The following is a 13951-nucleotide window of genomic DNA, read 5'->3' as shown; positions in this document are numbered from 1 at the left end:
GTCTCTGAGCGACGCAATCGACGCGACGCATGAAGGATGATCTGCTGCCGCTTCCGGGCCGACTCATCGGCCCGGAAGCCCTCAAGAGATCAGGATCGCGAAATCATGAGCGCAACGAACGGCATCGATCAATTTTTGGTGGCGCCGCGGAATGCGGCGGGCGCAGGAGATTTAGCTGCTTTCGAACAGGCGATGCAGTCTGTTCCCGGCGCCGCAATTCTTCAGCGCGCCGGCAAGGCCGGTCAACCGAGGCTGGTCGTCGCTCTTCCCGCGGCGGTCGCAAGTCAATTGCGCGAACAATTTGGCGCGACCCTGATCATCGAACCAAACGCTCCGCTGAAAGCATTTTAGCGCCGGCGCCGCATTCTTCATAGCGATGCGCAGGCTGGCCCGATTTTATTAGGAGAGTCGAAATGGCTGGTCCCGATACTGCTAATCCTGCGCCGAACGGTCAGAATTCCGGGCCCGCGGCGCCGGCGCCCAATGGCGCCGATACGCGCGTGGAGCCGATGGCGATTGCGCCAATGGAGCGCTTTATGATCGCCTCGCGGCGCCTGCCCGGATTCGCGCCCGCTTCGGCGATGGATCTGGCCAATGCGCTGCCCGACGTAAAGATCGTGCGGCGGATACAACCGCGCGGGCTCACCGCCTTTTCAGCCGGCGGGCCGTCGTCTCAGACGCCGGAAATTCTCGTCGCCGAGATGGACCCTGCGCGCGGCGCAGCGCTGCAGGCCTCGGCGCCGCCCAACGTCATTGTGGAGCGCGACGCCTTTCTTCGCGCCTCGGATGATTTTCGGCCCTTCGACTTCAACGGAGTCATGCCGATCGCCGCGGGCGTTGGAGTTGACGTGCAGCTGCGCGTCGTGGGCGTTGGCGGCAAGCCGCTGCCCAAGGCGACGGTCTATGTCTATGGCCTGGGCTTTCCGGGCCAAGGCGTCACCAATGAGCGCGGCGAAGTCGTCGTGACGGTTTTCGGCGGTCCGATCGAGACGATCCAGGCGATTTACGTCAAACCTTCCGCCGATCACTGGGATCGGATGCTGCGCGCGCCAGGGCTTCAGGCCGGCGCGATGAATACTGTGCAGTTGCGCCCGCTGACGGAAAGCTTCAACGGCTTCCCTCAAAGCGGGATGGTCGGCTGGGGTCAGCGCCTGATGAAGCTCGACCGGCTTGATCCTTCATTCACTGGCGCCGGCGTCAAGATCGGCATCATCGATTCGGGTTGCGACAGCGCGCACCCGCAATTGCGCCATGTGACGCGCGGCGTCGATCTCACCAATGGCGGCGACAAGACGGGCTGGTCGAACGATCAAATCGGCCACGGCACACATTGCGCCGGAATCATTACGGCCGCCTCCGAGGGCGTCGCCGGCATTCGCGGCTTTGCGCCGAAGGCGGAAGTTCACGCGTTGAAAGTATTTCCCGGCGGTCGTTTCAGCGATCTCATCGACGCGCTCGACGAATGCATCGAACGGCGGCTCGACGTCGTCAATATGAGCCTTGGCAGCGGCGATCCTTCCGAACTCGTTGCGCAGAAAATCGCCGAAGCGCGCCAGAGCGGCGTCGCCTGCATCGTCGCCGCCGGAAACTCCAGCGGACCCGTGCAGTTTCCCGGCATGCTGCCGACGGTGCTGACGGTCGCAGCGCTCGGTAAGCTGGACGAGTTTCCTTCCGACAGCTACCACGCTCAGACGGTTGTCCCGCAACTTGTCGCGGGGACGATGTTCTCGCCGAAATTCACGTGCTTTGGGCCGCAGATTACTGTCGCGGCGCCCGGCGTGGCGATCGTCTCGACCGTGCCTGGCGGCGGATATGCGGCGTGGGACGGCACCTCGATGGCGACGCCTCACGTCACCGGCATGGCGGCTCTGCTGCTCGCGCACCATCCGCTTCTCGCAGGCGCGCGGACGGCGCGCAATGAGCAACGCGTTGCACAGCTCTTCTCGCTGTTGGCCTCATCCGGCGTCCGCTATCTCGGCGACTCCACGCGCGAAGGCGTCGGCGCGCCGGATTTTGAGCGCGTGCCCAGTCTGGCCGCAACTCAGCCGATGGGCGCAGCGGCGCCGGCTGGCGCGGGACTGGCGCCTGCGGGAGCGATGATCGATGGATTCGCTCCGCTGAGCGCGCCAGCGCCGTGGGCCGTCGATCCTGTGATGATGCAAAGGGTCAATCCGGCGATCATCCAGCGCATGATGCAGCTGCGGGCCGCGGGCCTTATTTAGTTGCAAGCACGAGCGGTTCTCGATCGATCGGCGAATGAAGCGCTCCTCCGTCATGTGCGGAGGAGCGCTTTCGCATCGAGTGCGCCGCTTCGCCGCGACCGCGCACTTGCAGCTTCTGTAGAACATTGTGCACGTGGTTCTTCACTGTGCCGAGCTCGATGCGTAGCCGACGGGCGATCTCCTTGTTCGACAGCCCGCGCTCGATCAGTTCGAGAATTTCGCGCTCGCGCGTCGTAAGCACAAACTTTGCGTCCGCGCCGGACGAGTGCGACTCCTTGCCGATAGCTCGACGCTCCTCGACCGATCGAAACGCCGACGCCGCCGTCAATCGCTCCAGCAGTTCGACGACGTCTTCAATCGAGCCCTCGCGAGGAATGACGCCGACGATCGATGGACAAGCGGCGGCCAATGCTGCGCCAGCCGATGCCGTCGCGCCGATGGCGACGATCTGCAGATCTCGATGTTGCGCGCCGAGGGCTTGCGCAATCGCGAGCGCTTCCAGTTCGCCAACGTCAAGCAGCACAATGTCAAGTTCAGATTGAGCCGCCGCCGCCAGAGCGGCGCCACAGGCGACGACGGAGACGACGGACATTCCCGCATGCTGGCTCAGACGTAAGCCAAGCGCTTCGCTAAACAGGCGCGTGTCGCTGACAATTAAGATGCGCGCATCTGGGGACAAATTTTCTGACGCAGAAACAAACGCGCTCCGCGCCGACGAATCGATTTCCTGAGCGGAATCATTTCGGAAAGCCGCAAACCGGGGCATGAGCTACTCCTGAGCGTTATGTCCGAAGGGAGCGCCTAAAGAATTGGCGCGCTTTGAGAGGCGCGACGCTCGAGCGTCATCGCCTGCAATTTCTCGGCTTCAGCTTCATGTCGGTAAACCGCATCGTCATTGAGCCATCATGACGCATTCGGACGACACATGAGGCGATCGTCAACATAACGAACTTCATAAGCGCGCTTTCTGGCGCCTTGTCTTCCTGCAAATGAATGGTTTGTGCGAAAAGCCTCGGCGGCTCTTTCCTGTCGAGGCTTGCTTTCAAAAAGCCAAGGCGCAGTGCGCAGTGAGCAAAAGATTGGCGTCGACTATCTTTTCATCGGATAGAGAATGACATGCTCCTGCTCGTCGCCGTCGTTGCGGGCGACGATTGCGATCGCTGCTTCGCTGTCGCTCAAGTTCACGGGCTGATGCGGCACATCTGCAGGAATGAAAATGAAATCACCTGCGACGTTCACGACGCTCTTTTCCAGGTTTTCTCCGTACCGCGTCTCGACACGGCCTTGCAACAGATAGATCGCGGACTCGTGCCCCTTGTGCGTGTGGGCCTGCGCCTTGCCGCCGGGAGGAATGACGACCTTCAAGAGAGACAGCCCTTTTGCGCCGGCGGTTTTTGTAGAAATTCCAGGGAAGATTGGGAGCGACTGCTTCGATTGTGAGGCTTCGCCGACGCGCACCGTCACGATGTCCTTCCCGTCCTTTTTGCCTATGATCGACGTCTCGGACGCCGCCGGCGCCACAAGGGCTGCGAAGATCAAGGAAAGAAGCAATGTGTTGCGCATGGCGTTCACTCCAGAGGTTTGAGGCGCGAGACTATAGCGCAGGCGCGAGACGCATCGACACGCGGCTGGTTCGGCGATGACTGACGTCTCGCTAATGATCCATGGCGGCGCCGGCGCGATCCGCGATCCGCATCGTTATGAGGCTTCCTTGCGCGCGATCTTTGAATCGGGCGCCAGCCTTCTTGCAAAGGGATCGACGGCGCTCGATGCGGTCGCTCACTGCGTCGCGCTGCTCGAAGACGATCCGCTTTACAACGCCGGTCGGGGTTCCGTGCTCAACGCCGAAGGCGCCGCATTGTGCGACGCGTCGATCATGGACGGCCGCACCCTCAAGGCGGGCGCCGTCGCGGCGGTTCGCGGCGTCAGAAATCCGGTGCGCCTTGCATATGCGGTGATGGAGAAGAGCGGCCATGTGCTGCTCGTCGGCGACGGCGCCGAGCGCTTCGCGCGAGAGCAGCGGTTCGAGTTCGAAGGCGAAGACTACTTTAGAACGGCGGAACGCGTCGCGCAGCTCGCCAAGGCGAAGCGAAAGCATGAGACCGCGCTCGATCATTCCGACCCGGCCGATACGAAACTCGGCACGGTCGGCGCCGTCGCGCGCGATCGCAACGGCGATCTTGCGGCGGCGACGTCAACTGGGGGCGTCGTGAACCAGCGCTTCGGCCGCGTCGGCGATTCGTCGCTCATCGGCGCGGGAACATTCGCCGATAACCTCAGTTGCGCGGTGTCCTGCACCGGCGTCGGCGAGGATTTCATCCGCACTACACTGGCGCGCACCGCCGCCTGCTTCGTCGAATTTCGCTCGATGCAGGCTGAAGAAGCCGCCCGCGCCGCGATACGCTATCTGGTCGACAGAGTGGACGGCCGCGGCGGCCTCATCCTTGTCGATCGCGAGGGGAGATGCGGACGGGCGCACTCGACTCCGGGGATGCTGACGGCGACGTTCGCTGCGGGCGTCGTTCGGGTAGAGACAACATAGGCGCAGTCGTCTCAGGCCGCCCCCGTGCGCGGCGCACGCCGTCGACGCTCGGCGAGCCGCTGCGCCAGCGGGTGCCTCCGATCGAGCGCAAGTTGCGTCAACTGCGCAACGAAACTTGAAGCGTCGGTTTCACCGGCGATCTCGAAGCGGCACATCAGACCCTGCGTTCCGCCCGCATCGAAGATGTCGACGACGACGAGCCGCGGCGCGCTTCGCCCGATCGCGCCGTGCGCGCGCAGAAATGCGAGGAGCGCTGGCCGGGGGCGAGCGGAAAGCGGCAGGGCGTCGCGCAGGCTATGGATCAGACTTTCCCGTTTGACGCGATCGAAATCCATTTACCGCTCCATCAATGAAAAAAATTCGATGCAATCACAGGCGTTTAGGCAGTCTCCGAAAAAGAGACGCGGCTTTAAACAATCCGTCAAGCTGAGCGGCGTTCCTTTCCTGTGCATAGAACAGCGTCGCCAAGCCGTCCGCGCCGAATGACATTTATCAAGTCAACAGCGATCGCTTAGCGATATTTGGAGATGAGATTCTGACGGAGAGCGAAATTCTGCGCGCGCTCAGAAGTCAGACGTTGATCGCTATCCGACCTGCTCATGAAAAAACGTCAGACACTCGGTCAGTCCAGTTCGAACTTCTCTTTATAGTCGTGCTTGAGCGATGCGTTCTGATCATCCTTGCGCAGATAGCAGTCGCCGATCACCAAAGTGTCCATTTCCGTGCCCATGAAGCAGCCGAAGGCGTCCTCCGGGGTGCAGACGATGGGTTCGCCACGCACATTGAAGCTCGTATTGACGAGAACGGGACAGGCGGTCATTCGCTTGAATGCCGAAAGCAGCGCGTGATAGCGCGGATTCGTCTCCTGATGCACGGTCTGAATCCGCGCGGAATAGTCGACGTGGGTCACGGCCGGAATGGCGCTGCGCGGAACATTGAGCTTGTCGATGCCAAAGAGATTCTGCTGCTCGGTCGTCATTGCGTGACGATGTTTTGCGGCGACGTCGGCGACGAGCAGCATGTACGGGGAGTCGCCTTCGAGCTCGAACCAGTCGGCGACATCCTCACGCAACACCGACGGCGCGAAGGGCCGAAACGATTCGCGATATTTGATTTTGAGATTGAGCGTTTTCTGCATCGTGTCGGAACGTGGATCGCCCAGGATCGACCGTCCGCCAAGCGCGCGTGGCCCGAATTCCATTCGGCCTTGAAACCAGCCAACCGCTTTTTCGTCGGCGAGGTCCCGCGCCGCCGCTTCTATAAGATCGCCTTCCGCCATCGGCTCGAATTTGGCGCCAATGGCATGCAGGCGGCGCTCGATCTCGGCTTGCGGGAACGAAGGACCGAGATAGGAGCCGCGCATGGCGTCGCCGCCGCCGTTGAGGCTTCGGGGATTTTTCTTGTAGTGATAGTAGCCGGCGAGCGCCGCGCCGAGCGCGCCGCCGGCGTCGCCCGCCGCGGGCTGAATCCAAATCTGGTCAAAGCTGCCGTCGCGCAGCAGTTTTCCATTAGCGACGCAATTCAGCGCCACGCCGCCGGCAAGACAAAGATTGCGTGCGCCGGTCTCTTGAGCGAGCGCGCGGGTGAGCCTGAGGACGATCTCCTCGGTGACCGCCTGTATCGAGGCGCCGATGTCCATGTGCCGCTGCGTCAGGAGTTCCTCCGGCTTGCGCGCCGGGCCGCCGAAAAGTTCGTCGAACTTCGCGTTGGTCATCCGCAATCCGGTGCAATAGTCGAAATACGACTGATCGAGCCGGAAGGTGCCGTCCGGCTTCAGGTCGATCAAATTGTCCAGGATCACGTCGGCGTATTTCGGCTCGCCATAGGGGGCAAGGCCCATCAGCTTGTATTCGCCGGAGTTCACCTTGAACCCGGTGTAATATGTGAACGCCGAATACAGCAGGCCGAGCGAATGCGGGAAACGCAATTCGCGCTGCATTGTCAGTTGATTGTCACTGCCGAAAGCGACCGACGTCGTCGCCCACTCGCCGACCCCATCCATCGTCAGAACGATCGCGTCCTTGAAAGGAGAGGGGTAGAAGGCGCTGGCGGCGTGGCTGAAGTGATGCTCGGCGAACAGCAGCCTTTTCGCCCAGTCGACATCCGCCGAATAGGCCTTCATCTCTTTCAACAGCAGCGACTTTTGAAAGAGCTTTTCGCGCAGCCAGAGCGGCAGCGACATTTTGAACGACTGGAATCCGCGCGGCGCAAAGGCGATATAGGTTTCCAGCAGCCGCTCAAATTTGACGAACGGCTTGTCGTAGAAGGCGACGAAATCTATGTCCTGAGGCGTCGCGCCGGCGGCCTCAAGACAATAGTCGATCGCGTGACGCGGAAAGCGCGAGTCGTGCTTTTTGCGCGAGAATCGCTCTTCCTGAGCGGCGGCGATAATTTCGCCATCCTTTACCACGGCAGCTGCGCTGTCGTGGTAGAAGGCGGAAATGCCAAGTATCCGCATCGCGCTTTAAAAGAGCGTGTAGATGAACGGAGCGACCGCGGTGCCCTGCAGAACGATCAGCGCGCCGATCAGCAGCATGATGACCAGAACCGGCGCCATCCAGTATTTCTTACTGGACCTCAGATAATCCCAGAGTTCGAGCAAAAAACTCATTTTCTCAGTCTCCTCAGAACTGTTTGCTCATGTCGCTCGTCCCTTCGGACGTATTGCGCATGGTCCAGTAGGACGTCGCGTTCTTGTCGAACGCAAGTTTGAGCGGATCGGCGCGGCGCAGTCGGAAAATCACTGCGATCGGGAGGATCACTCCAAAGAACAGGACGCCCATGATGATCGGATTGGTGATTTTGTGCAGCGCCAAGCCCAGCTGGTGCCACAGTCGGTTCAGCGGCCGCAGTTTGGCTGGCGCGAGGAACGCCGCCGCGGCGAAACCAAGCGCAGCAGCGAGCCCCCAGAAATGCGGCGCCTCGCCGTGCCGAAGCGGCAGCATGCTGACGACCGCAATCGCCGCAGCGATCACCAGACCGAATGATCGATCGGACCCCATGGCGGCGGAACGCTCTCTCGAATAGTCCTCAGGCGACATTCAGCGCAACTCCCCTCAAAGGTCGCCTCGAGAACAAATTATCCCCAAGGCCGGCGAACCGCAAATGCGCGCGACCTTCCCCGGGCTTATGCATCGGTTTGCCGGCGGAGGCCTTATCGTCGAAACGCCTCTTGACGTGGAAATTGTTAATGCGCGCGGGTGCTTGGTCGCTGATAGGTGTTTTCTTTATGTTTTTGACGGTCGGTTGCATGATGGTGACCAACCTCGTGGACAAGGAACTAGATAAACGCTCATGCGTCGCCCTCGTAACTATGCAGCACAGAGCTCCGACATTAGAGCGCATCAGGGACTCATATTGGTAAGCATGCGACGCAGAGACGGCGCCACGGCCTGAGCCACAGCCGCACTGCCCTGGTCCGTGTAATGGCAGTCGTCGAAATAAGTGGATAAAGTCTTAGGTAAAATCCTGTCGAGATCAATAAATTCAAATCCAAAGGCGCTAGCTTCCTGTTTTTGCGCCTCATTGAATTTTTGTATCTCCATTTGGTGCCATGCTGCAGAAGTCCGAACGAAGCCCTTATACGTATTTACGGGGAACCAAAGCACGTCATTTTCTTCAGAGGTGAGGGCGTCTTTCCATAAGACAGGTTGCCCAAGAACAATCACGCGCACTCCTCTGGCGCTCAAGAAATTGAGAATCCAGCGAACTGAGTCTTGAAACTCTACTATTGGATCAGGAGTTCTGATAGGCGCATCAACAAACGGATAATCCTTGTATTTTTGTCTCAATGTAGGAAGATTAGCGGAATGCCACTCGACGATATCGCCAGCTTTTATCGCGTTTGATACGCGAATTTTATCCTGCACAAGTTTCGTAACGCGACACAGCTGGGATAATTTTAAACAGTACTGTTCAAATAAATCTCTCACGTTAGCACTTTTTTCTTGAATTCTTGTGATGTAATCAACTGGGTTCTTCGTTTGATATTCGGGACCGCCGTTCAAAGACAGGTCATTTACTCCTAGCAGGGTGATGACAATATCTGGATTAATCAGGTCAACGTTTTCAAAAAGCCAGCCTGCAGTTTCAATTGATTTCATTCCTCCGCGCCCAAAACTTATTGTTTGAAAATTTATACGCTTCTCGTCAGAATTGTCTTTAATCAGTTTTTCGAGTAATCCACACCATGTATCTCCAGTTTCTTGAGTGCTCTGATCGGTGGTCGATGCCCCGACGCAGAGCACCCGTTTTGCCATCTTCCTATCCGAGAGGCTTTTGATTGAAAGAGAACGCATTCCTCCTTCTATAACTGAATACATTATTTGAGGCTTCAAGCCACTTAGGGACTGATGTACTAATACGGTCCCTCCAGTATTTAGAAAAAAAGGATGGAAAAGCCAGAGTCCAAAGTCTAGTATAACTAACGTTAACAAAATCAAGGCTATCTGCTGAACGAAAAACTTTATTTTTTCTTTGTGCATCAATATCATGAGTAGGAATCCCGTAGCAAAGATATTTCAACCTTGTTAGCCCCAAGGTCAGACGAGACCCCCAGGTCGCCTCACGATCTCCGCGGCTCGCGAACAGCAAACCGTCGCGATGCTTCAACAAGTTCCACATCGCCTCATTTGAAGGCGCAAATTAAGGGATATCGCCGGGGGTATCAAGCTGCCGGTCCGCCGCGGCGGGCCGGGGGAGCGTCACTCCCATCGCGTTTTTTTGTTGCAACGCCGTCGCGGGTCGTTCGCGCACTTATTCGTAATTCTCGATGAGTCGACGCGCCAGGACTTCGTTGCCACGCTCGTTGAAGTGAAAGTCTCCCCAGAAATACAGCGATTTGAGGAAATCGGCGTTCTGCGCCTTGTATTGGAAAAAATCGGGGAAATGATTGAAAAATCTTCTGCACTTGCCCGCGCACCAGTCGCGCCAGAGCTGTGCTTGTTGCGAATTTTCGCGGTCGTAGAGAAGCTGTTGCGGCCAGGGATAAACGCCAACCGAAAGCGCAATGCCGCGCGACGATAAAAGTTCGTGCAGGCGATCCATCTGCTTTTTGGCTTTGTCGATAGACGCTTTGATTCCCAGAGCGCCATAGCAGCTGGAATCGTCGCTATACGTCCAACTTGGGCGCGCGTAGTCCCGACTATAAGCACGACGCGATTTCGCGAAATCCTCGAAGCTCGCCTGTTCGATCGTTCTCGCCAACTGCGCCGAATAACGCATCTGACCAAGGAACTCCCCGACATAGGAGACTTTTTCCCACCATCGCTTCTCCGGGCGCGGCAGCGGCGGACGCGGCACCGGCGAACATTCCTCAGAGCCGGTCTGAAACAAGCCCATCTGCAACACGCCATTCTGATCATACGAATAGAGAATGGCTTCGTCCTGTATGTCGGAGATGTCGATATAGACGATGGCCTCGTCGAACGTGAGCCCAGAGTCGAGAAAATATTTGAGCTTCTCGTAGTAGACGGACGGCGCGTAACTCGAGACGCCCGCGTTCAGAACGTCGATCGCGGGAAACGCCTGCGCGAAGAGGCCGACGAAAGATTGTTCGTAAGGAACGCCAAGGCTTTCCGTGAAGGAATCGCCGATAAAGACGACGCGCTTGCGGTCCGCGGTCATCGGCACGCTGCGTACGGCGGCGTCTCTAAAGCCCAGTGAATTGGTGAAAATGGGAAATTTATTGGAGCCCCAGGCGTCGAAGCCGTGAAAATTGGGCTTGAGGCCATGGGTGTAATGCGGATCGCTTACCCTCAACTCGTTTCTCGCAGGCGCCAGAAACGGATTGCCGCCCGTGTAGACGAGATGAAGAACAATCTCCGCGACGACGACGAGACTGAGGAGCAGGCCAAAGTTGATGAAAAGAATGCGAAACAGCTTGTATGTTGAGTTTTTGCGCGACGACGACATCGACATTGGCCAAAATCGGCTTCCCCGGAATGTGAGCGCCACTCTTGTCATAGATCGACTGAAATGAGCAAGCTTCTTTACAAAAAATCATTTTGCGGCGTCGAATGCTGACGGCCTCTGCTGTGCGCTAAGAAGCCGCAGTGAATCGCGTCTCGGAGCTGCTCATGACCTCGCGTCTCAGTCGTTCGCTTACTGAAATCCTGCCGGGCTCTGCGTCGTTGCGGATGGTCTGCGCGGCCCTCGCCGTCGCATGGGGCGGCTGCGCAGTCCATGCGCGCGAAGTTTTAAGCGCCGCCGCCGTGCGCGACACGTCCGCGGCGCTGGAAAGCCTTCGCAGCAATGGCGCCGCGCTACGCAGCTTCCTTGTCGAAATGCCGAAAGGCGCCGATTTGCACAATCACCTCGCGGGCGCCGTCTATGCTGAGAGCGCTTTGGCTTGGGCGCGCGCGGAGGGGTGGTGTTTCGACGTCAAGAGCAAGGCCGCGCTGCCGCCGCCCTGCGACGCCGTGTCGAAGCCGCCTCTGGCCGAAGCGCTGCGCTCGACGCAGGCCTATCGAGACGCGATCAACGCCTGGTCGATGCGCGACGTCATCACCGCGCGCGTGAGCGGTCATGATCAGTTCTTCAACAGCTTCTTTCGGTTCTCGGACGTGACGGGAAACAACATCGGCGCCGCCCTCGCCGAGGTCGTCGAGCGCGCGGCCTCGCAAAACGTCTTGTATCTCGAATTGATGATCGGTCCGCTGATGGGCGAGGCGCGCGATCTTGGCGAGCAGATCGGCTGGAAGGACGATCCCGACGCAATGCTTGCGGCGCTCGACGGCAAAGGTCTCGGCAACCTAGTCCAGCGCGCGGCGGAGAGCGTCGCCGCCGTCGTCGCCGACAAGGACCGGCGGCTCGCCTGCAGCGACGCGGTTCATCGTCGGCCCGGATGCGACGTCGCGGTACGGTTTCTCGCCCAGGTCTATCGCAATGTCGACCACGCGAAATTGTTCGCGGAGACGACGCTTGCGGCGCGCCTCGCCTCGCTCGACGGGCCGGTTGTCGGACTGAACCTCGTCGCGGCGGAGGACGATGAAATCACGCTGGGAAATTATAGCGAACAGATGCGGATCGTCGGCGACATCGGGCGCCGACACCCGAAGGCGCGGATCAGTCTCCATGCCGGGGAACTGATAATGGGGCTCGTGCCTCCCAAGGACCTGACTTTCCATATTCGCGAGGCGGTCGAGGTCGCCGGCGCAAGGCGCATCGGCCATGGCGTCGACATCGGTTTCGAGCGCGACGCCAAAGGTCTGATGGCGCGAATGGCGCGCGATGGAATAATGGTCGAGATCAATCTCACGTCCAATGCGCAAATTCTCGGCGTCGAAGGCGCGGACCATCCATTCCCGCTCTATCGCAACGCAGGCGTGCCGACGGCGTTATCGACCGACGACGAGGGCGTATCGCGAATCGATCTCACGCACGAATATCAGCGCGCCGCGCGCGTCTACCAACTTTCCTACCACGACTTGAAACAGCTCTCTCGAAATAGCCTGACGTACGCTTTTCTTCCCGGCGAGAGCCTGTGGCGCGATCCTGCGGCCGCGCGCCCCGTTTCGGCTTGCCTCAACGCACAGCTTGGCGGGACGTCGCCTTCCGCCGAGTGTCGTCGTTTCTTGGCCGGTTCCGAAAAAGCCAGACGGCAATGGGAGCTCGAGACGCGCTTCGCGCGCTTCGAGTCGAAATGGAGCGGGCGCGAGGGAAAGCCAGCGAACAGCGTTGCGCTCGCTTCCCCGCCTTGGTCGTCGGCCAAACGTGAGCGTTCCTCGCGCGGCGCTCGCTAAAGAATGCTGCGGCCCTGAATGACGCGCAGAATGATCACAATGATTGCGATGACAAGCAGAATGTGGATGAAGCCGCCGAGGGTATATGAGGAGACCAGCCCGAGTAGCCACATGATGACGAGGATGACCGCGATCGTTTCAAGCATTGTTCAGCCTTCCATTTGGCCAGCAAGGGGGGTCACAACTTTTTGCCAAGCGACTTTGCGTCGGTCTCGACCTTTTTCCAAGCGCCCTTGAGTTTGCTCCAGAAGGACTCTTGCGGCGCCTTCTTGCAATCGTCGATGACCATGGGAATGACCTTCTCCGTGCCTTCGATATCGACGTCCGTTGCGAGCGGCTTGCCTTTCTTGCTCTGCGCAGAGGACCAGTAGATCACCTTGGGCTGAAATTGGTCGTCGACCGCTAGGAAATCCTCGCACGTCCACTTGGACGTCGGCTTCTTCGCTTCGGCGAGCCCGTTCGTTGCGTAAAAGGACAATGCGGCCGCGGCAATGAAATAAACTGGCTTCATAGGATGCTCCTTCGAGTCCACGCCTTCTGAAAAAAGCGCCGACGAGAGACTATTGCGGAATTGAGCCGGCATCCAGTTGGAGCTTGCGCCGCCGCAGACCCGCTATTCCACCGCCAGAATGACGTCCGCAGCGTCGAAGGTCGCCAGCGCGGCGTCCCCTTCCTTCAGTCCCATATCTTCAACGAGGTGGCGCGGCGTCACCGCGGTCATGGTCTTGCCGAATCCGACGTCAAGCAGGATTTCGCTATTGCGTTCGGCGTCGACCCGCTGCGTGACCACGCCGCGGAAGCAATTGCGCTGCGGCGGCGCCGCGTCGCCGGCGGGCGCCAGATTGACGAAGGACGCCTTGATCAGCGCCAGCGCCTTGCGGCCGCAAGAAAGGCCCAGTCGCTCGGCTGATTCATTGGTGACGATCGCCAGGATCGTATCCTTTTCCGACACGCGCAGGGTCACTTCGACGTCGACCGGCCACTTCTTGACCTGAGTCACTTCGGCGCGAAAAACATTGCGCGCGGAAATTGTCATGCCCGTGGTCCACAGCAGAAAATCCTCGGCGCCCGCGAGACCCTCTTCGGCGATCGTCTCGGAGATGCGCGCAAGTTTCTCTTCGAGGCGGTGGAAGGTGGCGATCAGCCGACGCCCTTCCTCCGTCACCTCGGCGCCGCCGCCGCTGCGGCCTCCAGCCTTGGTGATGAAGGCGGGCGTCGGCAAAAGATTGTTGATCGCGTTCACCGCGTCCCATGCGGCCTTGTAGCTGAAGCCGACGGCCTTGGCGGCCTTCGTAATGCTGCCGTGAAGGGCGACGGCCTCGAGAAGCTTCACGCGGTCGCGCCCAACGAGGAGTCGGCCCTCGCTCCGCAGCGCCAGTGAAGCATCGATCTTGCCTTCGGCCATGTCCTGCGTCCCGCCTCATCGCCCGGATACAGGGCAAGAC

Annotated in this window: 15 protein-coding genes; 4 read left to right on the top strand and 11 right to left on the bottom strand. The window is 59.4% G+C overall.

The genetic code is table 11. From position 1 onward, the window contains the following. Nucleotides 1–105: 105 nt before the first annotated feature. Together ACR65W_RS18505 and ACR65W_RS18500 are read left to right on the top strand one after the other, a co-directional pair. The gene (locus ACR65W_RS18505) at nt 106–351 is read left to right on the top strand and encodes a hypothetical protein (RefSeq protein WP_175093991.1); all 246 of its coding nucleotides are present in this window, start codon (nt 106–108) and stop codon (nt 349–351) included. A 62-nt stretch (nt 352–413) separates the two neighbouring features. Next, nucleotides 414–2222, top strand: coding sequence for a S8 family serine peptidase (locus ACR65W_RS18500; protein WP_434499812.1), 1809 nt, complete (start codon nt 414–416; stop codon nt 2220–2222). On the opposite strand, the gene ACR65W_RS18495 is transcribed toward ACR65W_RS18500, so the two are convergent. Together ACR65W_RS18495 and ACR65W_RS18490 are read right to left on the bottom strand one after the other, a co-directional pair. Next, on the bottom strand, nt 2215–2814 hold the full coding sequence (locus ACR65W_RS18495; protein WP_434499811.1) for a LuxR C-terminal-related transcriptional regulator: 600 nt from the start codon (nt 2812–2814) through the stop codon (nt 2215–2217). The genes ACR65W_RS18500 and ACR65W_RS18495 overlap by 8 nt on opposite strands. A 497-nt stretch (nt 2815–3311) precedes the next feature. Further along, on the bottom strand, nt 3312–3743 hold the full coding sequence (locus ACR65W_RS18490; RefSeq protein WP_434499810.1) for a cupin domain-containing protein: 432 nt from the start codon (nt 3741–3743) through the stop codon (nt 3312–3314). A gap of 118 nt (nt 3744–3861) precedes the next feature. On the opposite strand from ACR65W_RS18490, the gene ACR65W_RS18485 reads away from it, so the two are divergent. Continuing rightward, entirely contained in the window at nt 3862–4764 is a 903-nt protein-coding gene (locus ACR65W_RS18485; RefSeq protein WP_434499809.1) for an isoaspartyl peptidase/L-asparaginase family protein, read from the top strand. A gap of 11 nt (nt 4765–4775) precedes the next feature. Here the strand turns inward: ACR65W_RS18485 and ACR65W_RS18480 are convergent, their stop codons facing one another. From ACR65W_RS18480 to ACR65W_RS18455, 6 genes are all read right to left on the bottom strand, one after another. Beyond that, nucleotides 4776–5099 carry a hypothetical protein gene (locus tag ACR65W_RS18480; protein ID WP_434499808.1) on the bottom strand — a complete coding sequence of 108 codons (324 nt, stop codon included), beginning with the start codon at nt 5097–5099 and terminating at the stop codon, nt 4776–4778. Between the two features lie 287 nt (nt 5100–5386). Beyond that, nucleotides 5387–7222, bottom strand: coding sequence for a carbamoyltransferase family protein (locus ACR65W_RS18475; RefSeq protein ID WP_434499807.1), 1836 nt, complete (start codon nt 7220–7222; stop codon nt 5387–5389). A gap of 6 nt (nt 7223–7228) precedes the next feature. Continuing rightward, nucleotides 7229–7375 (bottom strand): DUF5989 family protein, encoded by a 147-nt coding sequence (locus ACR65W_RS18470; RefSeq protein WP_196393524.1) that lies wholly within the window; start codon nt 7373–7375, stop codon nt 7229–7231. A 13-nt stretch (nt 7376–7388) separates the two neighbouring features. Further along, entirely contained in the window at nt 7389–7805 is a 417-nt protein-coding gene (locus tag ACR65W_RS18465) for an SxtJ family membrane protein (RefSeq protein ID WP_434499806.1), read from the bottom strand. Between the two features lie 303 nt (nt 7806–8108). Beyond that, nucleotides 8109–9257, bottom strand: coding sequence for an SGNH/GDSL hydrolase family protein (locus ACR65W_RS18460; protein ID WP_434499805.1), 1149 nt, complete (start codon nt 9255–9257; stop codon nt 8109–8111). A gap of 262 nt (nt 9258–9519) precedes the next feature. Further along, complete coding sequence (locus tag ACR65W_RS18455; protein WP_434499804.1) at nt 9520–10683, bottom strand: SGNH/GDSL hydrolase family protein; 1164 nt, start codon at nt 10681–10683, stop codon at nt 9520–9522. 158 nt (nt 10684–10841) lie between these two features. On the opposite strand from ACR65W_RS18455, the gene ACR65W_RS18450 reads away from it, so the two are divergent. Next, the gene (locus tag ACR65W_RS18450) at nt 10842–12506 is read left to right on the top strand and encodes an adenosine deaminase family protein (RefSeq protein WP_434499803.1); all 1665 of its coding nucleotides are present in this window, start codon (nt 10842–10844) and stop codon (nt 12504–12506) included. On the opposite strand, the gene ACR65W_RS18445 is transcribed toward ACR65W_RS18450, so the two are convergent. The 3 genes from ACR65W_RS18445 to ACR65W_RS18435 form a co-directional block, all read right to left on the bottom strand. Continuing rightward, on the bottom strand, nt 12503–12652 hold the full coding sequence (locus ACR65W_RS18445) for a lmo0937 family membrane protein (RefSeq protein ID WP_014891393.1): 150 nt from the start codon (nt 12650–12652) through the stop codon (nt 12503–12505). The two genes, ACR65W_RS18450 and ACR65W_RS18445, sit on opposite strands and share 4 nt — an antisense overlap. 32 nt (nt 12653–12684) lie before the next feature. Beyond that, nucleotides 12685–13017 carry an acid-activated periplasmic chaperone HdeA gene (gene hdeA / locus ACR65W_RS18440; RefSeq protein ID WP_434499802.1) on the bottom strand — a complete coding sequence of 111 codons (333 nt, stop codon included), beginning with the start codon at nt 13015–13017 and terminating at the stop codon, nt 12685–12687. Between the two features lie 102 nt (nt 13018–13119). Beyond that, nucleotides 13120–13911, bottom strand: a complete 792-nt coding sequence (locus ACR65W_RS18435) for a TOBE domain-containing protein (protein WP_434499801.1) — start codon at nt 13909–13911, stop codon at nt 13120–13122. Between the last annotated feature and the right edge of the window lie 40 nt (nt 13912–13951).

This window comes from Methylocystis sp., assembly GCF_051062815.1.
Taxonomy (GTDB): domain Bacteria; phylum Pseudomonadota; class Alphaproteobacteria; order Rhizobiales; family Beijerinckiaceae; genus Methylocystis.
The sequence above is the reverse complement of the archived record's forward strand: the minus strand, read 5'-3'. Positions and strand labels throughout refer to the sequence as shown.

Excerpts from the sequence above, each read along its gene's own strand:
- ACR65W_RS18465 (WP_434499806.1), bottom strand. The coding sequence starts at position 7,805 with ATGTCGCCTGAGGACTATTCGAGAGAGCGTTCCGCCGCCATGGGGTCC.
- ACR65W_RS18485 (WP_434499809.1), top strand. The coding sequence starts at position 3,862 with ATGACTGACGTCTCGCTAATGATCCATGGCGGCGCCGGCGCGATCCGC.
- ACR65W_RS18475 (WP_434499807.1), bottom strand. The coding sequence starts at position 7,222 with ATGCGGATACTTGGCATTTCCGCCTTCTACCACGACAGCGCAGCTGCC.
- ACR65W_RS18435 (WP_434499801.1), bottom strand. The coding sequence starts at position 13,911 with ATGGCCGAAGGCAAGATCGATGCTTCACTGGCGCTGCGGAGCGAGGGC.
- ACR65W_RS18450 (WP_434499803.1), top strand. The coding sequence starts at position 10,842 with ATGACCTCGCGTCTCAGTCGTTCGCTTACTGAAATCCTGCCGGGCTCT.
- ACR65W_RS18455 (WP_434499804.1), bottom strand. The coding sequence starts at position 10,683 with ATGTCGATGTCGTCGTCGCGCAAAAACTCAACATACAAGCTGTTTCGC.
- ACR65W_RS18495 (WP_434499811.1), bottom strand. The coding sequence starts at position 2,814 with ATGTCCGTCGTCTCCGTCGTCGCCTGTGGCGCCGCTCTGGCGGCGGCG.
- ACR65W_RS18445 (WP_014891393.1), bottom strand. The coding sequence starts at position 12,652 with ATGCTTGAAACGATCGCGGTCATCCTCGTCATCATGTGGCTACTCGGG.
- ACR65W_RS18480 (WP_434499808.1), bottom strand. The coding sequence starts at position 5,099 with ATGGATTTCGATCGCGTCAAACGGGAAAGTCTGATCCATAGCCTGCGC.
- ACR65W_RS18500 (WP_434499812.1), top strand. The coding sequence starts at position 414 with ATGGCTGGTCCCGATACTGCTAATCCTGCGCCGAACGGTCAGAATTCC.
- ACR65W_RS18460 (WP_434499805.1), bottom strand. The coding sequence starts at position 9,257 with ATGATATTGATGCACAAAGAAAAAATAAAGTTTTTCGTTCAGCAGATA.
- hdeA (WP_434499802.1), bottom strand. The coding sequence starts at position 13,017 with ATGAAGCCAGTTTATTTCATTGCCGCGGCCGCATTGTCCTTTTACGCA.
- ACR65W_RS18470 (WP_196393524.1), bottom strand. The coding sequence starts at position 7,375 with ATGAGTTTTTTGCTCGAACTCTGGGATTATCTGAGGTCCAGTAAGAAA.
- ACR65W_RS18505 (WP_175093991.1), top strand. The coding sequence starts at position 106 with ATGAGCGCAACGAACGGCATCGATCAATTTTTGGTGGCGCCGCGGAAT.